The following is a 22,806-nucleotide window of genomic DNA, read 5'->3' on the forward strand; positions in this document are numbered from 1 at the left end:
GTTACCCTAACTTAATGTTGTTCACGCCTACCCAGCGGTCATATAACCAATAGAGCGCCAAAATCAGAACCAGTAGCAAGCTGCCTAATGCCGCTGCTAACTCCCAGTTATTGGATGACTGCATATGGAACGCAATAATATTACTGATCATTTGCCCGTCCGTACCCCCGACCAGCGCGGGCGTAATGTAGTAACCAATAGAAATAATAAACACCAGCAGAGCCCCTGCACTTAAGCCGGGTAATGTCATTGGGAAATAGATTTTAAAGAACGCAGGCATGGGTTTAGAACCCAGAGACAGCGCCGCACGATAATAGCTTGGGTCAATGTTCTTCATTACGCTGTAGAGCGGCAGAATCATGAAAGGCAGCAAAATATGAGTCATTGAAATGATGGTCGAAAACTCGGTGTATAGTAGATCAAGTGGCTCATCAATAATGCCTATCGCTTTTAGGGTGCTGTTCACTACCCCGTTGGTTTGCAAAAGCGCAATCCATGATGTGGTTCGAACCAATAATGAGGTCCAAAAAGGCAGCAATACAAACACCAACAGCTTATTGGCTTTGCTCGGTGAGGCTGTAGATAGATAGTACGACAATGGAAACGCAATAATCGCGGTAAGCAAAGTAATGTACAGGGCGATTTTCAAGCTTTTCCAATATAGTTTGATGTAGATTTTTGTGTCTCTGGTTTCGATATCACCTTGCAAGGACTTTTTCAGATCCAATGCCGTTAGATAATAACGTTCTGTCCATTTGTTACCCGATACTTTAATCGCTACCCACACGTCGGGGGAGCGCCACTTTTTATGTTTATCTAATAGAATATCGGTGCCTTCGAGACGCAGCTCTTCGATCGGCATTCTTTTGATTTTTCGTGCAGTGGATTTGATAAGACTTGAAGAGCCCGGCAATGAGCGGTTGATTTCCTCGGCCAATTTTCCGGAGCGGCGTTCCTGTGCCAGTTCATGAAGCTCTAACGTGAATACCTGAATAACCTCATCAGGCGGCATGGCTCCGGTTGACTCATCCCATGATGCCATCGCCTCTAAGGTGTTTGGTACCAATTGAGCAACCGTCGGATGATAAACACTGCGATAAAGCATGGTGGTGATCGGCGCTAAAAAGGAAAGAAACACAAACAGCAGCAGTGGCAAAGTAAACAAAAACAGCATTAACTGTTTGCTGCGATGCTTCTTCTTACTCTCAGAAAGCTCTGTCAGTGTTAGCGTATTTTCACTCGCCATTCTGTTTTCATCCTTGAATCTAAACGCTTAAAAACTCGATTAAATGGGCTATCTAATACATTTAGATAGCCCAACTTTTGCTTATAGAATTGAGGCTATTGAAGTAACCACTCGTTAAACTTCTCACCCAGTGTTTCACCGTAATCAGCCCAGAAATCACCCGATGCTTTCACTCCTTCATCTAGGTGAGATGATGGCAGTTTTGGAATAACCGCAGGATCCACATACTGATAAGCGGATTTACGAGTTGGACCATACGCCACTTCAGGCATACCACTCAGTGGTTTTGAACCCGTTGCAAAGCGAATGAACTCTTCCGCTAACGCTTTCTTCTTAGTGCCTTTTACAATCGCCCAAACATCGAGATCGTAAACGTGCGAATCCCAGACCATTTCAAACGGTTTACCTTCACGTTGAATGGCATCGAAGAAGCGACCATTCGCCGACTGAACCATGACCGCGCCACCGTCGTTAAGCAGTTGAGGCGCTTGCGACCAGCTGTCGAACCAGACAATGTCATCTTTGATAGTATCGAGTTTAGCGAACGCGCGTTTTTGGCCTTCATCGGTACTTAGCACGTCATACACATCTTCTTTAGCAACACCATCAGCCAGTAATGCCCACTCTAAGTTCACTTGAGGACGCTTACGAAAAGCACGTTTACCTGGATACGTTTTGGTGTCGAAAAGATCTTGAATCGAGCTTGGTTTGCCACCCTGAATGGTGTCGTGGTTGTAGGCGAAAAGGACCGTCCAAACGATGTTACCTACCCCACACTCATTAGCGAGCGCCTCTTTGCTGAAGTCATCTTTGGCTGGCGTACCGTCATCACCAGGAGGCAAGGTATCCATTGGGAATACTTCTAGCAAACCTTCTGAACAGGCTCGCTCAAGGTCGATAACCTCAACGTCAATCACGTCCCAAAGCACGTTGCCACTCTCTACTTGGGCTTTTAGCTCTGCGATACCGCCTGAATAGTTTTCAGACAGCACCTTGTGTCCGGTACTCTCAGTAAACGGATCAAGCATGTGTTTCTTTTGGGCATCGCCGTAAGCACCACCAAACGACACTGCCGTTAGTTGGTCGGCCATTGCTGCGTTGCTCAGTCCAAGCGCAAGAGCAATAGGAAGCCACTTTTTCATTTTCGTCATCATATATCCTTTCTTTCCTTGACTAAGGGTGATCAAGCGCTAACCCATCAGAAATGGACCACGTTAGGCTGGCTACATCACCGGCCTTGAAGGTCGGTGCTTGTTGGTCATTGAGGAGCTTCACCATCACGTCTCTGCCGTCTTGCAACTTAAAGAAGTAACGAATGAAGTCACCAACGTACAATCGGGTGACAAAGGTAGCGGAGACTTGGTTACTGTTCACTTCGTCCTTGTCTCCGATAAAGAAGTTTTCTGGGCGCACTGCCAACATACAGCGCTCTCCAATTTCAGGAACATTTATCGCAGTCGCCACGACTTGAGTCCCATCGCTCAATTCAACATGAGCGTGGTCGCCGTCAATTTTGGTTAAAGTCCCCGGAAGATGGTTATTCTCGCCGAGAAAATCGGCGACGAACGCATTGGCTGGACGCTCGTACAGCGTAGAAGGGTCCGCACACTGCTGAACTACGCCGTCCTCAAACACTGCAATACGGTCAGACATAGTAAGTGCTTCGGTCTGATCATGGGTAACATAGATGGCGGTAAAACCTAACTGTTCGTGCAAGCGCTTAATTTCAAATTGCATCTGCTCGCGAAGGTTTTTATCCAATGCACCTAAAGGTTCATCCATAAGAACAATCGAAGGCTCAAAAATCAGCGAGCGCGCCAGTGCTACACGCTGCTTTTGACCGCCGGAGAGCTGACCCGGATAGCGGTCACCAAAGTGTTCGAGCTCCACCAGTTTTAAAAACTCTTGAACCTTCTGTTTGATTTGCTCTTTGGGAAGTTTGCGAACATTAAGGGGATAAGCGAGGTTTTCTGCCACCGTCATATGAGGGAATAATGCGTAGTGCTGAAATACCATGCCGATGTTGCGATGATAAGGCGCAACGTTAGTGATGAGTTCTCCGTTGACTTCTATCCCACCGCTGGTTACATCTTCAAACCCAGCGAGCATCATTAAGCATGTGGTTTTGCCAGAGCCAGAAGGCCCCAACAGTGTCACAAACTCCCCTTTAGCGATGTCGAGGCTAAAGTCTTTCACCACAAAATTGTGTCGGTCATAACTCTTTTTTACATTCTTGAATTGTACGTAACGACTGTCCATTTCTACTGCCTATCCCTCTGCTTCAAGCTCAACCTCAAAAACTGAGCGCTATTCAAAAACCTAGTTTTGATTAACAACTGAGCAACATTTGATTTTAGAAAGTGTGATTTATCCTTTGTTTTTCAGACATAAAGAGGGATTACGAAATGTTGCAACTTGTGCAAAAATTAAGCTCAGCTCGAATGAAGGTGTGAATTAGGAAGATCTACTAGATAAAAATATCAGTGTCATAGAAATAAATGGAAGGAACTGCTTATTTGATAAATCAGTCGTTAAATTTGATCTTCGTATCAACACGCCCTGTTAGAACAAATTTAGCAATATCAACGTACTACAAGCGCTGTTACATTGTGATACTTAGATGGAATATGGGCCTAATCAGTATGCTATTTGACTTCATAAAATCGTTAACCTACTAAAATAACAGCGTTATTCTGGTTAAAGCCGTCGATGTCTACTGCCCGCGCATCTCTCAGAGGAAACGTTCCTACGGCAATCAAACAAAAAAACCGAAGCAAACGCTCCGGCTTTCAACTCATCTCAAGACGGGTCATCACACCATCGATTAAACGATACGCAGACCACCTTGAGCGATAGCAAAACGACGAGCACGAGTAAACGATAACGCGTTAGTAATACCCTCACCCGTTGGACCCGCGATAGTGAACGTAGACGTTCCTTCTGCGTTATAACCCACACCAGACAGCGTTGGTCCGTTGTGCGCAAAGATAGTGGTGTTGATGCGAGCACCAAACTTAGTCACGTTCTCGATGTTACCCGAGTAGATACATGCCGAGTGCTTATTGGCCCGCTCAGCCGCCACTGCGCGGTCGATGGCTTCATCGATATCTTTACAGATAACCACAGGAAGCACAGGCATCATTTGCTCTACGTGAACCAATGGGTGGTCGTTTTCTACCAGCATTACGGCAAGGCGAGTATCAGACTCAACACCGATTGATTTTAGGATTTCACCTGCATCTTGACCGACGTGTTTTTTCACCGGGTGCCAAACACGAGCAATTTCATGGGCTGTGCACGGCTTCGCGCCTTCAAACTCATCTAGCGTCAAAATTTGCTCGGTTAATTGCTCAGCTTCTTCTGCTGTTAGCACGTAAGCGCCAGCTTCTTCTAGCTTATCAAGGAATGCATCTGCTACAGCTTCTTCAACGAAAACTTCTTTCTCGCCAATACACAGCAGGTTGTTATCGAAAGACGCACCGCCGTATACGCCCGCCGCAGCTAGCTCTAGGTTAGCAGAAGCGTCTACGATCACTGGTGGATTACCAGCGCCTGCGCCAACACCTTTCTTACCAGATTGTAGGATAGCCTTAACAAGGCCAGGACCACCTGTACCCACAAGCATATTAATCAGTGGTGACTGAGCAATTTCGTTTAGTGTTTCTAGTGTTGGCTCTTTTACCATGGTCACTAGGTTCTCTGGGCCGCCTGCTTCTACGATGGTTTTGTTTAACAAGTCAATCATCACCGCAGAAACCACTTTAGACGATGGGTGAACGTTAAACGTAACCGCATTACCACCAGCAAGCATCGAAATTGCGTTGTTCACTATGGTTTCTGTTGGGTTAGTCACAGGCGTTACCGCGCCGATAACACCATAAGGTGCGCGCTCACCAAGAGAAATACCGTTGTCACCAGACCATACTTTAGTATCCAGTACTTCCGTACCCGGCGTTTTCATTGCCGTAAGGTGGTGCTTAGCGATTTTGTCTTCCACGCGGCCCAGTTTTGTCTCTTCACGAACCATTTTTGCGAAGTCTTCTGCTCGCGCTAATACTGCTTCACGAATAGCAGTTAGGATGGCTTCACGACCTTCTTTGGTACAGTTTACGTAGAACTCTCGTTGAGCTTTATGAGTAGCTTCAATCGCAGCGTCCACTGTCGCGAATACACCTTTAGCGTTGTTAATATCAAAAGACATAGTGATTACCTCGTAAAATTGGGTATTGTGAAGAACTAGGCGTTATGCCAGTTCTTTTCGACATGTTTAGTAAGGCTAATTCCTCACCTAATATGGCTATAATTTAACCCAGACACTCATCAACACGATGTCACTGGGTGTCAGCTTATTTGACCCATTAACGCAAATAACCCACAGCGATAACTTGACTCATTACGTAACCCCTCATCACCTTTCACTTCATAGCAAACAATACGTTAGTTCACCCACAACCGTAGTTTGTTAACCTATCAGCCCAATCCCAACCTCTCCTATCTGACAAAAGCGACATTAATTCAAAACGTTAACACTAAGTGTAAAATAAATTGACCCTCAGTGACATGCTGCATTTTTGACCTCAAGCTAGACTAGCGTTCATCAAATCGATACCCAATTACGAACACTTCGTGAGGAATGAATATGAAAAATCAAGCGCTTTTAGAAGAGTCTGTAAAGCAACTGAGCACTATTTTAGAGACACAGCAACAGCTTCTAGCTGAGCACAAAGCTAACCAGAACTATGCTGAGCGTCTTGAGAACATTCTGACTCCAACCGACGAGCTAACCACTCAAGGTGACGACTTATTGATTGGTGGTTGCAAAGCCACTGATCTTATCGAGCAATACGGTAGCCCGCTGTTCGTGTTGAGCGAAGACACGCTTCGTAACAACCTGCGCCGTGTGAAAAACGCGTTTGGCAACTACTGGCCAAAACCAGTTAACGTGATGTTTGCTATCAAGTCGAACACCAACTTCGCGGTTCGAGCTATCTGTAACGAAGAAGGCGTGGGCGGTGATTGCTTTGGTCCAGGTGAAGTTGAAGCGACATACATTGCTGGCGCAGACCCAAAAACCATCGCACTGAACGGTACCGTTAAGCCTGAACTTGCTATCCGTAAAGCAATTGAATATGGCTACGCGATTCACCTAGATTCTTACGAAGAGATTGAAATCGTAGAACGCATCGCTCGCGAAGTGAATCCAGCGGAAAAAGTACGCATCGCGGTTCGTCTAAAAGTTATCCCTGAAGATTTCTTCAATGACTTCGAACCAGATGCTTACCCGTTCCCTAACTTTATCGGCGCGATGAAGTGGATCAAATTCGGCTTACTAAAAGAAGAAGCGAAAAAGATCGTCAACCGCGTAAAAGAAATCGACATTTTCGAATTCTACGGTTTCCACACTCACCTAGGCCGCTTCTCTAAACAGCCTGAAGGTTGGGACGCGCTATACCGCGAATACGCACGCAACATTATCGAAATATCTCGTGAGTGTGGCGTTCAACCTTTCCAAGTTGACCTAGGCGGCGGCTGGCCACGTGAGCGTGAGCCTGAGTGTCGTAGCAAAGAACACATGATGAACCCGAACACCATCGAAGACTACGCAAAAGTAGTGTGTGCGGGCATGCTAGAAGAGTTCACTAAAGAAGGCTTCGAAGTACCACAACTATGGCTAGAACCAGGTCGTTATATCGCGGGTAACATCGGCACGCTACTTACATCGGTATACGTTGTGAAAGACGATCAAGAGATGGATTACACCTATACCATGGTTGATGCATCGACTTACCTAGCTACATTGGTCGAGTCTCAAGAGTCGAAGAACCCAGTTCTTCCAGCAAACAAAATGACCCAACCATTGGTAGAGAGAACCACTGAAATCGCAGGCCCAATCTGTATCCCATCTATCTGGGAAAGCGGCGCACGCATACCAGCTCTACAACCAAAAGATGTGCTAGCGATTATGGATGTCGGTCACTACGCTGAGTCTCAAGCGAGCCAGTTCAACTCACTACCACGCCCAGCAACGGTGCTAGTGAAAGACGGCCAAGCGGAACTCATCAAACGCGCTGAAACGGTTGAAGATGTATTCGCAACGCAAATTCTTCCAGAGCGCTTTGTAAAAGCAAAAGCTGAAATTGAGAAGAAAATGGCGAAGCCAGCTGGTAAAAAGGCAGCAACTAAACGCCGCGTGGCAAGAACGCCGAGTTATTCGAAATAAGCAGGTTACTGAGTTTTGAGCTTGGTGGTTTGAATTGAGAATTGGTAATTGGAAAGCTCCCGTAGGGAGCTTTTTTTGTGTTTGGTCACTCACTACCATTCATTGATAAGCAGACGACTCTTCACACCCCGAATCTGTAGTCCCATCGCATCAAAAACTTCTTCAAAATCCTGACATCTAGGAGGAAGGTTAGGTAGCGACAGAGTGGCCTCAGTGAAAAAACGCTGTCTATGTTGGTCTTGCTCTCCCCAAGCAAGATGCCACCAGTTCACGATACGATTTCTAGATTCGACTAACCGCTTCTTGCTTGGCAAACGGTCACTTTTACTAGTATTTTCGTTTTCGGTCGTGGGGAGCAAGTTCCACATATCATTGTTTGGCCAATAAGTGAAAGGTAAACAATGGTCAACATGAAACGACTTAGTTAGTTTGGTATTGCTCCAAACGCTCGACACGCGATGTTTCTCTCGCTGCAACTCACCCACCCTTTTCCGCACTTCTCGTGTATCGTGATCCTTATCCAACCAAACCAGACAGTCATGGTAGCTTTGCAGCGATATATTGTTTTTCCGGTTCAACTCAAAACGCTGCATTTGCATCACCCACTGATTGACTACCAACGGTTCTATCCAAGAATTATAGAGCCTGAAGCACTCCCAAAGGCTCTGCTTAAGAACAAAGAAACCATAACTTTCGAAAAACTGAGTATCTAGATACACATTACTTTGTGTTCTACGCCGTTTGGCTGGCGCTAAGGTTGAGAACTCGTGTTTCTTGTCTTGTTTTGTTCCAGTAGAGATATGGGCGATTGGCCCTTCTTTCATGGCTTTAATCGACGCCTGAATTGTTTTCTGCAACGCTTTCGCTTCGTCTCCCCAAAACAGGCTACCGACAGCAAGATCATCCGCTGATAAATGTTTGAGCTGATGCCAACCCTCTTCTGTCACAAAACTCAATCCACTATTGGGGTTGCTATTCTGCTGTAATTTTCCGATATCGATTAGACGCTTAAAGGCTTTAACCCAATATAACGCCACCAATCCCATAGGAATGACAACTTCACCGCCAGTTCTATCTGACACGCATCCAGGGTGAGCATCGGCTATACGTAAAAGTACTCGCAGTAGCGCCAATTTATAGGTTGCGCTCTTACTGTCATTGACGATGATATGTCGTACCTTACTTAGGTCGCCAGAGCCATCGTCGGGTAAGCTTAAGACCACGGTTTGCCAAGATACACGGCTACGCCCTAATGAGTCACCCGAATCACTCACAGCTTTAACAAGTAAAGCCGTGTCTTTGGCAAATTGCTCCAATTCTGATGCTGAAACTGGGTAGCCAATTCGCTCATCGTCAAAGGGGCCATGACGTAGAGTGATGATCAATCTTCCACTAGGAGCAAGGAGGTTTGATAGCTTACGAAACGCTCGACTTCTTTGACTCGGCGGGACATGCATCCAAACAGCACTCACCAAAATTAAGTCAAACCGAATTCCAAGGCTCTGTGCAGCTTTTAAACTAGGTAATTCATCTTGTAACCACGTTACGTCATCACCAGTATTCGCCTCACCTGTTTCTCTCATTGCTAGCGACGGTTCCAACGCAAAAACCTCCGCTCCTTGTTGCATCATCCATTTTGCATCTCGGCCCGATGACGCACCCACATCCAAAACCGTATCCCCTTCAATAGGCCAATATGCTTTCCAAGAAGCGTGAACTTCCTCAAACTTGAGTGAGTTGTACTGCTCAGCCAACGAGTCTGCATTTTTGTCGTAGAAAGAGGATGTTATGGACATTGTGAGAGCCTTTTATTGGGTTGCTCCCATAATATAAGGCAGAGTTGCATAATGCTAGAAGGTCTTAGAATAGTATTAGATGGTTTGAGGTGAATCTCGGTTAGAGGATTTAGGTCTTACTAGTCCTAATCTTTCCCTCAATTAGATGAAATGAAAAAGCCCCAGCATTTCTGCTGGGGATTCGAATATGGTGGGATTGAGACAGCACACCTAAGTCAATAAACCATTGAACTTTAAACTAAACAACAAAAAGATAATAGCTAAGTATTACCATAGATATTACTGTGCGCTAGTAATGACTTTTAAAAGCTTTCCTCTAATTGTAGAGCCATGAACAACTGTACCTTCAAGACCATGCTCCTCGATTATTTGCATTTTTCTTTCATAGTCTGCAACCGTTTCAACTCTCAACCATTGCGCAAATGCTGAATAAGTAGATTCAGGATCTAAACAATCCAAACAATCATTTAGACGGCTATTTGTTTGGTGAGCTGGATTCATCTTTTCAGTTAATCTTTTCTCTTTCCAAAACCGACCTGTTCCGTAATAGGCGGTTAAAAATAATCTAGCCCCAATGAACGAGGCTAAAGCTGGTTTCTTAGCGACTCGCTACCTTCTCTACAAAAGACAGTTCCAGTATGTGTTTAGTACGAATTCAGACTTGATCTACATCCAACACACCTAACACTATCTTGCCTATTTGCTTTGCTAAATATGGTGGGACAGCATTTCCTACCTGGACATACTGCTGAGTTCTATTACCTTCAAACAAGTAGTTATCTGGAAAAGTTTGTATACGAGCAGCTTCTCTAACCGTCAAACTTCGACATTGCTGTGGGTCATAATGAATGAAGTAATGGCCATCTTTAGAAATATGGCTAGTCACTGTCGTTGCACATTTGTTTGCGGCTTGGGTACGAAAACGATCTGCATGTGAACCTGTAGCCCAATTTTCATGATCCGGAGCGAGCTCTGCTGGAAAGTCTCTCGCCTTAGGAGAAATACCACCACTTACCCTAGTAAAAGACGCACTGAAAGCATATCGTAGCAAATCAGATGTCATATGCCCGCGCGTCTCGTGATTTAACACACAATTTGGGTGATCATCTAGATACCATTTCGCTAAATGTTTGGGGATATTGTGCTGGACTGCCGTTACTTGACTAGCTTTACGCTCTAATCCTAATTTAGGCTCTAGGCTTAAGCTACCTACACTATCCCTATCAAATGTTTTTTCTAATATTCGCTTCAGCTTTTGTGAGTTTGCTCTAATTTGCTTTTCCCAATCCTTCCGGATGTCTTTTTGCTTAGAAAAGCCACTTCTTAGAGGAGGCAAGTCGGATAGAACTTGTTCAACAGTTACTATTTCTGCATGTGGAGGAATTGGGTCTGGAATACGGAGTATATCTTGACGTATACCTAATAGAATTACTCGGTGTCGTGCTTGTGGTACACCATAGTATTCGGAGCGAATAAGAAAATCAGATGAGTCGGTGTACTTTGGATCCTTTGAATCCTTAGCTTTAACTACAAGCGAGAAGATTCTATATTTCGAGACTCCGTGATCACCAGTAACTAAACCCGGGTTCCTCAAGTCTTTTAATATCTGAGGAAACATCACTTTGCCATCAATTTTGGCAGACAAAATACCGCGTACATTTTCCATCACAAACACATCAGGCTGCGCAATAGAAAGTACTTTAAGGTATTCCTTGTATAAAAAGTTTCTGTGATCGTTTTCGGCCTTATAGTCTTTTATTCCTGCATTCCGGGAACGACCAGCCAATGAATAGGCTTGGCAAGGAGGACCACCAATAACGACCTTTGGTCCTTGATGAACTGACAACAACTCACGAATTCTAGCATGAACTAATTCATTATCGTCACCAAGTGCCCTAGGCTCTTCTAACGTTTCGTAACTGGCCGATTGAGCTTGTTCGGGATACAAACTAAAAATTTCTTCTCGAGTTAGTTCTCCACGGACATATCTGAAGTAATCATCTAACCCACCATCCAGCTCTTTGAGCTTTCGAAAGAGCGCTCGCGTTGTTAATGTTCTATGCGCAGATGGTTCTTTCTCTACAGACACGCCAATTTTGAACGGATAATTACCACTCTCATCTTTAACTGAAGATATACCTTCGCCAAGCCCGCCAGGTCCAGCAAAGAGATCGATTACAAGAACTTCACCTGTTTTCATTTCACTACCACTAATAAAAATGCTTGGCAATCATACCAGGCTAAAGCTGACGAGCAATAGGTGACGTTAGAAAAACTGGTTAATGATTTACTTGTTAACTCAAATCTAATGACTAAGAATGGGCTTGAATTGAAGCTTGTCACGTATGAAAACCTTCCCCCTGTAACTTTCTAAGCGCCTCAAACGCGATTCTACATTGTTTTGGCGAAGGTACTTTGTTGGGGATAGCTGCACAGATTTCAAGAATGCTAATCTCTCTGGGGCTCAGCATTCCACGCTCTTTAGCCCAGTTTTTAGCCTCTCCCCAGAACTTGGCACCCAGGTTAAACACTTCTAGCTCAACATTAATTGAATTTACTAAAGCACTGTCAGCTTTTGCTTCTTTAACATTCTCATCTGCTAGCTCTGAAGATATTAAGAATCCCTTAAAGGCATCATCTAACGTCAAGTCACTCTCACTAACCCTTTGCCAACATAGATGTTTTTTTGCCCACTCGCTGTAGTTTATAATACCCTCGGGAGGAGTAGTTATAACTTTTTGAGCCAATTCACCAGATGAGAGAATAGACAACTTTAAACCTTCTGGTATCGATTGCATTTTCCAGATGAGGTCAAGATCTATGACCATACCTAATCCCTCAGCCTCATTAACAAGTTTGGCAATTGCATATGTGACGATATTGGCTCGATAACCTCCTTCATACCACTCAGCATTTGAGACGAGCTTTTCGGTTACTCTAAATATGAGCGCTTTAGCTACCAACCTTTTAAACCAAAGTTCATTAAAAGAGGCTCCCTCCGATCCCCAACTTTTACCAATTTTTTTCGCAAACTCTGAAAAATTCTTTTGCGCACCTAAGCTAACAACATGTGGCAAGCATGCCCAAGTATTTTCATATTTCGCAAGGTCTGTCTTAACAAAGAACTGACTCCGAGGATATTCAGCATCGAACTTCTTACGCTCTGTTTGAGTTTTTCGACTTCTTTCGTCTGCGAACTGACCTCTAGCTCGCTCATAAAACCACTTCGTTTCTCGATAACTATCTATGCCCGAGGGAGCTAAAATACGTCGGGACAACTCCTCAACACGTATATGAAACGGATGATTAGAAAAAAAATCCGCGGCGTTCACCTTATTCTGGCTATTAGCATACTCAGAAATTCTAGGAACAATCTCTTCAGAGCATTCTTTAGGCGTTATAGTTAGTTTCATTTGCACAAACACTTGCTGTATTTGTTCCTTAAGCATCTTACTAGCCGCGAATAGTGACGCCGTAGTTTGACCACCATTCACGATTTGAAGGTTGTTCACACTAGTCAATTGATAACCTGAGCTTGTCTTATCTATTTCTAAACTATCAGCCGTAGCGCTTAACCCGTTGTTATAAGGGAAAAACATATGAGGCTCATCCCGAATTGTGTCACGGATGCCCTTATTCACTTTACCTCGAGCCTGCAAAAAGCTTCTTACGTTAGACTCAAGTAGTCTTGGCCCCCATTTATCATAAATTGCAGCAAGTTGGCTTCCCGGGATAACAGCCAAATAACTCTCTAGAGCATTACTTCCTCCAGATGCTTTCAATATCGGAATACCACCACCAAAGTCGTCTTTAAAGTTGATAACTGAATCAGCCCTGACAAGTCCTTGTTCCATAAAGCGCCGCAGACGTTTGATATCCCAGATACTCAATGTAATTGGCCTTTCATCAATAACACCAAAGTTAGTAGCATCTGTTCTGGCTCTATAATCTCCATTGGTCGCTATAATCAATTTAACTTTTTCAACGCTATTCCAAGTTGCTTTGATCAAATCAGTCACACCAAACCCAGGACTAGTTTCTTCCAACCTTTCCCGGAACCGATCATCAAGACCGGCATTCAGAAACCTAAATAGTTTTTGCGATAAACGTTGAACATGCTCCTTGTGTAAAAGTCGAATATCTCTATCTAAAGTAAAATCACACAGTATAAGGCTCAATATCCCGTCATTTTCCCTAGGATCACCACCATATCCATCAATTTGCGCTTGCCCACGAGAGTATAAGCCTTCATAAAAAGCTCGATTGGCGCTTTCTATTTCGCCCGCCTCAGTCAATAAGTCACCAACCTTTTCAAAGAATGCCTCTACCGTCACCAATCCCAATGCATCTGCATCACCTTGTATATCAGCGATAAACTGAACGTTGAAATCTTCAAGTTCCGTCATGTCTATATAAACTCTCGGAGGTAATTAATGGTATTGTCATTTATTTTAAAAGGCTCACAGGCATCTAAAGAAATAGAATATCTTACGTTCTGCACGCCTTGTGGTAATGGGCAATTAACACGAGGAAACCCTTCAAATACTTCATAATGAGTGGTGGACCTTATCAGCCAACGGCGATCATCGTACTTATTTAATGGGTCATAACCTGTTGAGTAGATTGCATCTTCCCACTTCGTATAGGTACTACAATCTTCCTGAAATAAAGCCTCAGTTAACGCGACATAGTCATGCAGTGTCATACCCTCTGGTACAATTGCAGATTCGACATTAGTAACACTAAGAAATAAACGGCCACCATCACAGACAGCTAGCTGATCTGCTGATGAAATAGAAATTGAAGGTGTTGCTGCAGTTCTTCGTGTTTTAACTTCAATAGAGCATCCAATTAACTCAAAGTCTTTTGGAGCCCCAGAAGGCCCTTTCCATGCTTCAACTGCCACTTCAGAACCAAAACTGGTTGCGAGCTCTCGGAGAAAGGCTAATTCACCTATTAAACCACGCTGCTCTTCAATCGTCAGACCTTCTGAGCGTCCTGAACGTAAAAGATGATGCCACCTTTTAGTCCGCTGTATCGCCCTAGAGAGGGCTTCATCCAGATCGGAAGCCTTCTCAGCTGACTCAACGACATCTCTGCAGAGAGTTTCAAAAAGCTCCGCTTGGCTATTTTCTTTAAGGGCAAGAACAAATGCCCATCGACCAGATATAATCCTGAAGTTGGCTATGAGATTTTTGAGTTCAGGGAGCTTAGGCTTACTAATTGGCTCAATTGGCAATCTAAGCATAAGCGCTGGCTGTTTGTCCTCTACAACAACCCAAAAAAAGTCATACTGCCCGTTATGGTTAACTCTTCTTGCATTGCTGAGATCTAGATCTTTCCATGGTGAATTATCCATTTAATTCAGCCTCATATTCCTCATCGATATCATCTTCACCATAAAGTTCTTTGTAACGTTGTGTGTTAACGATATAAGCAACTTTCTCCGATGTTTTTTTTGAAACTGGAAGGCTGATCCCCCAGGCAACGACAGGGTAACTTGGAATCAAAGCCACTCTACTATCACCTTGTTTGTTTTTTGGACCTTTTGGCTTAACAAAGTGCAGAATAAATAATGGTTTATCTCGTACTTGCCGATAAATTGAGTCTGGGTAGTTACCATTCTTGTCATAAGAGTTTTCGGCACATTTTGCCTTACTTGGCTCAACACCCGCTTTTTCTATACCTCTTGATGCAACCCTCATTTTTTTGCCACTAAAGGACATATACCCATCTGTTAGATCATCTAGATTAATAGAACGGTTTGTAGGAATGATACTAACCCCTAGCGTATGGTCTTCATCTCCTTTTTGTAGACTTGGGATTAGCAAATCCCATAGAGCCAACTCATCTTCTTTTCGTGCGCTGAGATAGCTTCTTACTGGCCCAGTTTCAGTAATCACACTCTCAGGTGCATTGCTCCAACCCGCTAGGAACTCATCGATATATTGGATTGGCACATCACGAAGTAATAGCCCCCATTGAGTATCTTCAATCGTGAAAGTGTTTTTTTTCAAATTGGAAACAAGCTTTTTAGCTATGGTTAAATTCGAATCTAACTTTGTAGAGTCGACACTAACCTTTGCGGTTTCTATAAATCTATTTGAAAGACCAACAAAAGTGGTTACTTCGACGCCTGCTCCCATCTTATTTTTTGCTGTAACCAACAATGATGCAGGGTGACTGCGAACTGCAAGTCCGAAATCTTCAGGAGTCGCTTTGGCCTGCTCCATTGCTTTAAGCTCATCATGAAGCTCTTCAGCTGCGTTGGCGATAAAGGCATACCAATCTGTAGCATCATCAGGCATCCAAATTCGACACAGATCTTCATATCCATTTCGATAACCAAACCATCGTCCCATTTGCATCAAGGTGTCGTACATCATGGTATTGCGCAGGAACCAAGTAACTGTAAGCCCCTCTAGAGTCAACCCTCGCGAGAGAGAGAAACCACCGACAGCAATGACAGTTTGCCCTCTATCACTCGAATTCGAGTAGTCTAGCTCATTTGCTCTACTGTTAACTTCTACAACCTTGGCAGAAGCAATTGCATCAAATATAGTTTCTTGTATCTCACCCCACTCAAACTCAGTGTCTTGATATTCTGTTTCCCAGACATCAAACAAAGATTTGATTTCTGGGTCCTGCAAAGCCGTGGTTAAAGATGAGTTTAATCTCAAAGAGTTGTGGATTCTTTCTAGCGCCTCATGCAATCGGTTTTTTAACTGACTTTGTATTCGAGTGAATCGACTAGCATTAACCAGCATTGAACAATGTGAACTTGACTGGCCTCTTAAATTTCTAATGGCTCGAGATAATAGAAAAGTACGCAAAGCAAACATCAGCGAATCAGGTAATTGAGAGACCTCATGACCTATCTTATGCTTGATCGGTAGAAGGTCTTCATTATCCGAAATACTCCTTAACCAAGTTGGTTCTTCGTCATCAGGCAGGCCGTCGATAAAGATTTTCTTTGGACCAAAGTAGTTTGTTGGGGCATCGAGACCGATAATGAAATCTTTAGGGAATAGGTCCTCTTTGTGTACATCGTGGTGCTCATCCGGATCAATAAAAATATTAGCAAACGGAGTTGCTGTATAACCCACGTAGCAACTACGATGAAACATTTTTAAGAGGTCGCGTATTTGCCCATTGATCTTGGTTACTAATTTATCACTGTATTTAGTGTTGATTGATGCGTTATCAGCCTCATCATCGATGAGTAGCATTGGCTGGTCAATCATTTCTTTATCACCACGAGCGCTGTTGTCCTTAAGCCACTCTAGAAGATTTTCAAGCGTTCGGTGATTTTTTTTGATAACTAAGACGACTGGCACTCTATACGAGTCTATTTCACTGGTATTTGTCGATGCGGTAGGTTTATTAAAGTCTCTGGATGTATTCGTCAAACTAACTGGAGTTCTATTCGAATCAAAATGTCCAACACCGATAACATGCTTAGCATTTCCAGCTTTCTTATCAGAGTTTTTTCCTGTATCCCGACCTATGAATCCTTCATCGATTCGAATTTGAGTTTGATTGCGAAGATTATTGTGTATGCCAGCTACAACGATAATTAGGCGATACCCTGCATCAGCCGCCTTACAGATCAAACTTGTATAATTCAGTGTTTTGCCACTTTGTACGTGACCAACAACCATACCTCTACGATCCCATGAGGAATATTCTTGAGGGTTTCCTAATCGGCCAAGTATCTTGTCTGTAACGATATCCGTACCTGTAATAACATCTCTAGGCAATCCGTTGTTTAGCAGGAGTTTCTCATATCTTTTCCAGTAAAAAGGGTCTATTTCTGATTTTGCATCGTCTAACCAAGGCTTGAACTTAACACTATCAACTACTGCACCGAGGCCAACTTTTATCCCCTGTTTTGACTCAATCTCACGAGCTATTTCCTCGATCACTGTGTCATCTAAATTACTATCCACTACTTTAGCAATATTCTTAACCAACCCCCTCAGCTCATCCTCTGATTTACGAGGCTGACAGTACAGCCCTGCCTCTACCATATCTAATACTCGTTGTCTGCTGCTCATAAGCCTTTTTCCTTTAGATAATTTGCAACTAGTCGTTCTGAAAGTTCCCAGTTTGATTGCAATAATGGATAATTCTGAAGAACATCTTTGATTCTATCCGGAGTAACATTGCTAACAAGCAATGCGTCAGTAAGGTCAACCACAACTTGATTCAAATCTGATTCAGAGGTCTGCATTGCGACAACTGACTCCGCGTTACCTAGTAGTTCAGAATGAAGTGCATCAATAGGTAAGCCCGCACCAAGTAACCTAATACAGCGCTCAAATCCTTCTTTTAATTCATGAGGTAAAAAATTTGAGTAAGATTGAAATACTGGATGTTCTGAATTGGGTTTAAAGTGTATTCGGCCCTCCACTTGAACTCGATTCCAAATTGGATGCATCGTGCCTTCAACTAATCTTTGCCCCCGACTTCGATATGTTCTTTTAGAGGAGCCAACGAAACGCTCTATGATTCGCTTGAGTCGCTCTCGAACCGGTAGAGGAAGCTGCGCCGAAGATTTCTTTACATCAATTTTCCATTGCGCATCCATCGTGTTAGGTATGTCGATGGCTATTCTACTTAATTTTGTTAGCTCCGTTTGCTTAGCAAGTCCCAGCCAGCTCCCTGCGATAATTAATCTATTTTCTCTATAGATATAAAGTCCTTGGGATTTTAGGTGGCCTTCTGGTCCACCAAGCTCGTCCCATTCATGTTGACTCATTTTTTTGTAGTGTGGAATGGTATAACTGCGTATACGAACATGACCACTAGATAAACGAATGTTATCGTCAGGATCCTTTTGAGTCGATGGATGAAAAGAAGCCATAGGGTCAAGCGGGGTTAGTTGTCGATTATTGATACTTAGTTGGAACTGTGGTTTAGGAGCATCTAAAAATCGATGAAAAGTAAGCCTTAAATGTCTCTCAGCATGAGAGAACTCGGCATTCATATGCTCAGTTTTTTTCCCCGGTGTATCAATTTCACCGACTAGTCGATCTAATTTTTTCCAAATAACAACCGTTCCTACCTCATCGAGCAAGTCACAGCCTAACTCATCTTCAAAATCTTCAATCAGCTCTAATGTCCATGCATTCGTTTTGGCTACTAGATCTAAATCCCAGCGAGCACATGATGTAATTCCATCTTGCCTAGTTATTACAGTAAGTGAGCGACACTGAGAAAAACTAGCGCTTTTTAAGCCTAAGCCAAATCGTCCAAGTTCAGAAGGCAACCTGTCAAACGTGGGGTTTTTACTACCTAACCTCATCGCTTCAATTAATTCAGTTTTGCTCATTCCACAACCATTATCAGCGATAATAACTGATGGAGAATTTGAAATAGTATCAACCACTAGGTTAACTCGATCAGCACTGGCAGAAATAGAATTATCTATAATGTCAGCCAAAGCAGTTTTGAGACTGTAGCCAAAGTCCCGGTGCCCCTCAATAAGTGCTGAAGCATAGGGAGCAGCATCTATATAGCGAGCTTCATGCAGTTTACTTAGCGTCATAGTACTTATATTTTTTTTATGGGTATATTATTCACCAACGAGACTATCACCTTTGTTGCGTATGACCAAAATTTTCAGGTAGATATCATCAACGCGAATACCTGTAATGAGATCCCAAGCTTTGCTGCACAATTCGAGTGAACTAAATCAGGATATTACGATCAGATCAGCAAAATCCACTCACAAAAATGCTCTCATGCCCAAACCCTACTTTCAAACCAAGAACTGGCGGCAGTACAACAATTCATTGATTAATCGAGGTTCGCTCACGTTTTGGATCGACGAAGAGTCTATTAGAGACTGGAAACAATCAAAGTAAGGCAAGTGCGGTAGACCTCGCATATTTAGCGACCTCGCAATCACGACAGCGCTTATGGTGAAATGTTTGTTCCCTATGCCGTTGAGAGCTTTACAAGGCTTTATTGACTCGGTGTTTAGTCTGGCCAATGTTCCTTTAATATGCCCACACTATACCTACATCAGCCCCCGAGCAAAGGATGTTGAGGTCTCATTCAAACTCTCTACTCGCGGACCAATACAACACCTAGCCTTTGATGCAACGGGCCTGAAGTTTTATGGGGAGGGTGAATGGAAAGTTAAAAAGCATGGCACCGACAGCAAGCGTAGAATGTGGCGCAAGTTTCACCTAGCCGTCGATACTTCCACTAATGAGATCGTTGCTGCAGAGTTGAGTTTATCTGGTGTGACAGACGCCGAAGTGCTGCCAAGTCTTCTTAGTCAAACGCAACGTACCATCAAAGCAATATCAGGTGATGGTGCTTATGACACGAGAAGTGCTATGAAGCTATTGGTCACAAGAAAGCCACTTCTTTGATACCTCCCCGTAATGGTGCGGCATTTTGAGAGCGTGGACATCCTCGGAACCTTGCTGTTGGCCGCCAGAAACTTTACGGCTTAAACAAGAAATGGAAGCAGAAATACGGCTACCACAAACGCTCGCTGCCTGATACCGCTATGTATCGGGTGAAACAGTTTCTAGGCGCCTCATTAAGCCTACGAAACTACAATACTCAAGTCGGAGAGACTTACGTCATGCTCAAAGCACTGAACAAGCTTACTAGGCTAGGTATTACTTATGGCTGATAACTATATAAATTATATCGAGCTATAGCTCATGATGATGGAGAAAATGACAACAAAGTAACACCAGAATCAATACTCTAAAGTAATACTCGCATCAGATAGCAAGCCTGGGTATTACTTTAGGTATTTCGAAAATCAAACACTTTTATGCAACATTATGTGACGCTACCGGATCGTAACTTGTTGATTTTGATAACCTTCAGATAAGAAAAAGACGTCCTGAGACGTCTTTAAACTTAAATGTGGCGGAGAGATTGGGACGATTATGGGAACACGTCACATATCATTAAAATCTGATGGTTACAGCTACAGCTCCTCGAATTCTTGCTCAACTTCGTAACCTTTGGCATCCAACAAGCGATCAATTGAACTCGCAATACTCAGAAGAGATTTTTCTGGAGAGACTTCAAAGCCTAAGTGTTGATCTATTTCATCAGCCAAAAGCTTCAGTTTATTTCCGAACGTTACTTCTAGCATACCTAGATATGAAGCCGTGCTAGACTCATCAATATAAGTATGAAGCTTATTCAACGCCTCCAAGCAATCTTCATCATCAAAATCGTCAATACTTTCAATGTTTGAAATAGCATCATTCACTAGAGTATATGTATCCATTCTAGCTTTAGAATGTTCTTTTGAATTTAGTCCAAGTATGTCGATAGTAGTCTGAGCTATGGATTGCTTGTACGCTGATATCCCAACCTTAGGAGCCAAAATTAACAACTTACCTCTACGATTTGTAATAGTTCCGTACTTAAAAATATCTTGTGGACGAAGCTTTGAGGGGTTTAATAGTAATGGCTTCTCTTTTTTTACTTTTCTACTTGATACAGAAAGTGAGTCTTTACATCCACCTTCAATTGAAAGGGGGGCATGGATAGCATCGCCATACAGAGGGAATAAGTTACCTTTCCCTACGACTTTAGAACAACTTTGCTTTTCATTGAGAACAATAACCTCTCTTTTTTTAAGAATATTACAAGGAGTGCATGCTGGATGCAGATTATACCAATCAGAGGCTAACCAAAAGTATCCAGGCTTACTCAGTTCTCTAGGGCTGTTTAGGTCAACGGCAATCGCATCTTTAGGTCTATAGTGCTCGATGGACAACTCAGTATACTTACCACAGTATGAGCACCGTCCTTTAGTCAGTAAAGGAACTTCTTTCTTGAGATTACGATAATATTTAAACTCTAGATTTCCATCAATTTCCCCAAGGAACTTTTTAATGTTTTCCCGAACTTCTTCGTCTACCTTCGGAGGATTGCCACTTCTTTTTAGAGGATAGAAACGAAGTTTGTTTGGCTTAGATTTATTATGTTCAGTTTTTCGCATTTCTAACTGCCAACTCAAGTTTTATCGAAAGTTCTTCTATGGAAAGTCTTTTATGTTTTTGAATTGACTCATTAACAATTTTTCTAGCAAAAAAAGTCCTTAAACTCTCACCCTTTAGCCTTTCATGTGGTGATGGCTCATAGTCTGCTTCAAAAAGAGGGGAGGAAAGTAGCATATCTATATCATAATCGCTAAAATCTATGACAGACGTTATATCTGAACGACCTCTTTCGTTCTTTTCAATTTTTATGCAACATTCATCATCACATTGTTGTAGCACTAATGGATCATGTGTAGTGATGATAAAAAATACTTTAGGGAAATTTTCCGTTAACTTTTTAACTATTGTTGTTTTCCATTTAGGATGAAGATGAAGTTCTATCTCATCTATTAAAGCTAATAATTGATATTTTTCTATAGATGATTTTTCATACTCCCCTACACTGATTTCTTCCAATTGCCTAAATATAGAGATGACAATACTAATTATTGCTTTATAACCACTACTTAGCTTACCTAGATCTTGTCTTTTTCCATCAAACTCAGCAAAGATTCTATCTTTACTTCTATAAAGCGTAGAGTCATCAAAATTTAAGAAGCTTTTGATAATTATAGCAACCTTAGAAAAAGTATCATTATTTTGGATGAATAGCCACTCTAGTTCTTTTGCATGTTTTCCATAATTATTTCTCCCATCATCCAATGATATAACTTTGATATCTTTCTTAAACCTGCATTGCGTATTATTATTCTCTTGATATCGTGAAATTTCACTATTTCTATAATTTGATTTTATATTTTTTTCGTTGTTACCAAAGTATTCGTCATGATCATTTATATCCTGTTTAAAAAACTTTTCGTGAATATCACTGTCTTGTTGATATTTAAATGAAAGTTTTAAATCCGAGTTTCGCCTGAAGAAAAAATTATCATTGTAAAATAGGCTGTTTTTATCACTAGAAATTGCACTGTAAACAGACTGCATCAAAGTAGACTTTCCAACACCATTCTCACCAAGAATACACATGTAGTTTTTTTCTCCAAACACTAACGTGCCAGTGCCTAGTTCTCTTAAATTTTGGAACGAAAAGTCAATAGGTGAAAAGTGTCGATATTTATATTTATCGTTAGGCTTGTAGTAATTTCTTACTAAAATATCAGTATAAGCAATATTCTTATCTAATATAAAATGTGCGTAATTATAATCTTCTCTTTCGGAGTTGGAATTAAGAAACATATGATGTATTGATTCATATGAATATAGTCTGGCTGATTCTAAGTGGTCACTATAAATTTCAATAGACTTAGTGTAATTTAAAATATCTGGAGCGAACATCGCCATCGATCGGTCTAATCTATTTGTCCCATATGAGTATCGACCATTTATGTAAGACATATGCTGAATAGTCGATTCAAGGTGAGGAATGACTATTGAAGGAATTCTTTTATTCAAATCATCCCCCTCTGGCAGGATTGTTGTCACTGTTAAAATTTAACCAGTATGGGCGGTATTGAGTAAACTTTGTCTCGTATACCAGCAGAAAGAAAAGAAGCC

The 22,806-nt window shown here is 42.4% G+C and carries 14 protein-coding genes and 1 pseudogene; 2 read left to right on the forward strand and 13 right to left on the reverse strand.

Annotation, left to right across the window (positions count from 1 at the left end):
• Position 1: 1 nt before the first annotated feature.
• The 4 genes from L2W36_RS08255 to L2W36_RS08270 all read right to left on the reverse strand — a co-directional run bounded on the left by L2W36_RS08255 (position 2) and on the right by L2W36_RS08270 (position 5,447).
• Positions 2-1,246 carry an ABC transporter permease gene (locus L2W36_RS08255; RefSeq protein WP_236109771.1) on the reverse strand — a complete coding sequence of 415 codons (1,245 nt, stop codon included), beginning with the start codon at positions 1,244-1,246 and terminating at the stop codon, positions 2-4.
• A 95-nt stretch (positions 1,247-1,341) separates the two neighbouring features.
• Positions 1,342-2,397: an ABC transporter substrate-binding protein gene (locus L2W36_RS08260; protein ID WP_206379135.1), complete on the reverse strand. Its 1,056-nt coding sequence runs from the start codon at positions 2,395-2,397 to the stop codon at positions 1,342-1,344.
• Between the two features lie 22 nt (positions 2,398-2,419).
• On the reverse strand, positions 2,420-3,505 hold the full coding sequence (locus L2W36_RS08265; protein WP_006071538.1) for an ABC transporter ATP-binding protein: 1,086 nt from the start codon (positions 3,503-3,505) through the stop codon (positions 2,420-2,422).
• 565 nt (positions 3,506-4,070) lie between these two features.
• Positions 4,071-5,447 carry an aldehyde dehydrogenase EutE gene (locus L2W36_RS08270; protein ID WP_236109772.1) on the reverse strand — a complete coding sequence of 459 codons (1,377 nt, stop codon included), beginning with the start codon at positions 5,445-5,447 and terminating at the stop codon, positions 4,071-4,073.
• A 438-nt stretch (positions 5,448-5,885) separates the two neighbouring features.
• Between L2W36_RS08270 and L2W36_RS08275 the strand changes: the two genes are divergently transcribed.
• Complete coding sequence (locus L2W36_RS08275; RefSeq protein ID WP_236109773.1) at positions 5,886-7,466, forward strand: diaminopimelate decarboxylase family protein; 1,581 nt, start codon at positions 5,886-5,888, stop codon at positions 7,464-7,466.
• A gap of 92 nt (positions 7,467-7,558) precedes the next feature.
• On the opposite strand, the gene L2W36_RS08280 is transcribed toward L2W36_RS08275, so the two are convergent.
• The 7 genes from L2W36_RS08280 to L2W36_RS08310 all read right to left on the reverse strand — a co-directional run bounded on the left by L2W36_RS08280 (position 7,559) and on the right by L2W36_RS08310 (position 18,812).
• Positions 7,559-9,262: a class I SAM-dependent methyltransferase gene (locus L2W36_RS08280; protein ID WP_236109774.1), complete on the reverse strand. Its 1,704-nt coding sequence runs from the start codon at positions 9,260-9,262 to the stop codon at positions 7,559-7,561.
• A gap of 279 nt (positions 9,263-9,541) precedes the next feature.
• On the reverse strand, positions 9,542-9,763 hold the full coding sequence (locus L2W36_RS08285; RefSeq protein ID WP_236109775.1) for a hypothetical protein: 222 nt from the start codon (positions 9,761-9,763) through the stop codon (positions 9,542-9,544).
• 154 nt (positions 9,764-9,917) lie between these two features.
• Positions 9,918-11,462, reverse strand: a complete 1,545-nt coding sequence (locus L2W36_RS08290) for a DNA cytosine methyltransferase (RefSeq protein ID WP_236109776.1) — start codon at positions 11,460-11,462, stop codon at positions 9,918-9,920.
• Positions 11,463-11,601: 139 nt separating this feature from the next.
• The gene (locus L2W36_RS08295) at positions 11,602-13,668 is read right to left on the reverse strand and encodes an AIPR family protein (RefSeq protein ID WP_236109777.1); all 2,067 of its coding nucleotides are present in this window, start codon (positions 13,666-13,668) and stop codon (positions 11,602-11,604) included.
• Positions 13,669-13,670: 2 nt separating this feature from the next.
• Complete coding sequence (locus tag L2W36_RS08300) at positions 13,671-14,621, reverse strand: PD-(D/E)XK motif protein (RefSeq protein WP_236109778.1); 951 nt, start codon at positions 14,619-14,621, stop codon at positions 13,671-13,673.
• Complete coding sequence (locus L2W36_RS08305; protein ID WP_236109779.1) at positions 14,614-17,319, reverse strand: Z1 domain-containing protein; 2,706 nt, start codon at positions 17,317-17,319, stop codon at positions 14,614-14,616. The genes L2W36_RS08300 and L2W36_RS08305 overlap by 8 nt, the downstream gene beginning before the upstream one ends.
• The gene (locus L2W36_RS08310) at positions 17,316-18,812 is read right to left on the reverse strand and encodes an ATP-binding protein (RefSeq protein WP_236109780.1); all 1,497 of its coding nucleotides are present in this window, start codon (positions 18,810-18,812) and stop codon (positions 17,316-17,318) included. Before L2W36_RS08310 ends, L2W36_RS08305 begins: the two co-directional genes overlap by 4 nt.
• Before the next feature lie 196 nt (positions 18,813-19,008).
• On the opposite strand from L2W36_RS08310, the pseudogene L2W36_RS08315 reads away from it, so the two are divergent.
• Positions 19,009-19,916: pseudogene (locus L2W36_RS08315) on the forward strand (IS5 family transposase).
• A gap of 306 nt (positions 19,917-20,222) precedes the next feature.
• Here the strand turns inward: L2W36_RS08315 and L2W36_RS08320 are convergent.
• Positions 20,223-21,251 carry an HNH endonuclease gene (locus L2W36_RS08320; RefSeq protein WP_236109781.1) on the reverse strand — a complete coding sequence of 343 codons (1,029 nt, stop codon included), beginning with the start codon at positions 21,249-21,251 and terminating at the stop codon, positions 20,223-20,225.
• The gene (locus tag L2W36_RS08325) at positions 21,238-22,593 is read right to left on the reverse strand and encodes an AAA family ATPase (protein ID WP_236109782.1); all 1,356 of its coding nucleotides are present in this window, start codon (positions 22,591-22,593) and stop codon (positions 21,238-21,240) included. Before L2W36_RS08325 ends, L2W36_RS08320 begins: the two co-directional genes overlap by 14 nt.
• Between the last annotated feature and the right edge of the window lie 213 nt (positions 22,594-22,806).

The sequence above is a fragment of the Vibrio sp. McD22-P3 genome, from assembly GCF_021568915.1.
GTDB classification, from domain to species: domain Bacteria; phylum Pseudomonadota; class Gammaproteobacteria; order Enterobacterales; family Vibrionaceae; genus Vibrio; species Vibrio mediterranei.

What these genes read in the sequence shown, in the direction of transcription:
- L2W36_RS08285 (WP_236109775.1), bottom strand. Translation starts at nt 9,763, where the DNA reads ATGAATCCAGCTCACCAAACAAATAGCCGTCTAAATGATTGTTTGGAT.
- L2W36_RS08265 (WP_006071538.1), bottom strand. Translation starts at nt 3,505, where the DNA reads ATGGACAGTCGTTACGTACAATTCAAGAATGTAAAAAAGAGTTATGAC.
- L2W36_RS08300 (WP_236109778.1), bottom strand. Translation starts at nt 14,621, where the DNA reads ATGGATAATTCACCATGGAAAGATCTAGATCTCAGCAATGCAAGAAGA.
- L2W36_RS08255 (WP_236109771.1), bottom strand. Translation starts at nt 1,246, where the DNA reads ATGGCGAGTGAAAATACGCTAACACTGACAGAGCTTTCTGAGAGTAAG.
- L2W36_RS08290 (WP_236109776.1), bottom strand. Translation starts at nt 11,462, where the DNA reads ATGAAAACAGGTGAAGTTCTTGTAATCGATCTCTTTGCTGGACCTGGC.
- L2W36_RS08310 (WP_236109780.1), bottom strand. Translation starts at nt 18,812, where the DNA reads ATGACGCTAAGTAAACTGCATGAAGCTCGCTATATAGATGCTGCTCCC.
- L2W36_RS08295 (WP_236109777.1), bottom strand. Translation starts at nt 13,668, where the DNA reads ATGACGGAACTTGAAGATTTCAACGTTCAGTTTATCGCTGATATACAA.
- L2W36_RS08320 (WP_236109781.1), bottom strand. Translation starts at nt 21,251, where the DNA reads ATGCGAAAAACTGAACATAATAAATCTAAGCCAAACAAACTTCGTTTC.
- L2W36_RS08270 (WP_236109772.1), bottom strand. Translation starts at nt 5,447, where the DNA reads ATGTCTTTTGATATTAACAACGCTAAAGGTGTATTCGCGACAGTGGAC.
- L2W36_RS08305 (WP_236109779.1), bottom strand. Translation starts at nt 17,319, where the DNA reads ATGAGCAGCAGACAACGAGTATTAGATATGGTAGAGGCAGGGCTGTAC.
- L2W36_RS08325 (WP_236109782.1), bottom strand. Translation starts at nt 22,593, where the DNA reads ATGGCGATGTTCGCTCCAGATATTTTAAATTACACTAAGTCTATTGAA.
- L2W36_RS08275 (WP_236109773.1), top strand. Translation starts at nt 5,886, where the DNA reads ATGAAAAATCAAGCGCTTTTAGAAGAGTCTGTAAAGCAACTGAGCACT.
- L2W36_RS08280 (WP_236109774.1), bottom strand. Translation starts at nt 9,262, where the DNA reads ATGTCCATAACATCCTCTTTCTACGACAAAAATGCAGACTCGTTGGCT.
- L2W36_RS08260 (WP_206379135.1), bottom strand. Translation starts at nt 2,397, where the DNA reads ATGACGAAAATGAAAAAGTGGCTTCCTATTGCTCTTGCGCTTGGACTG.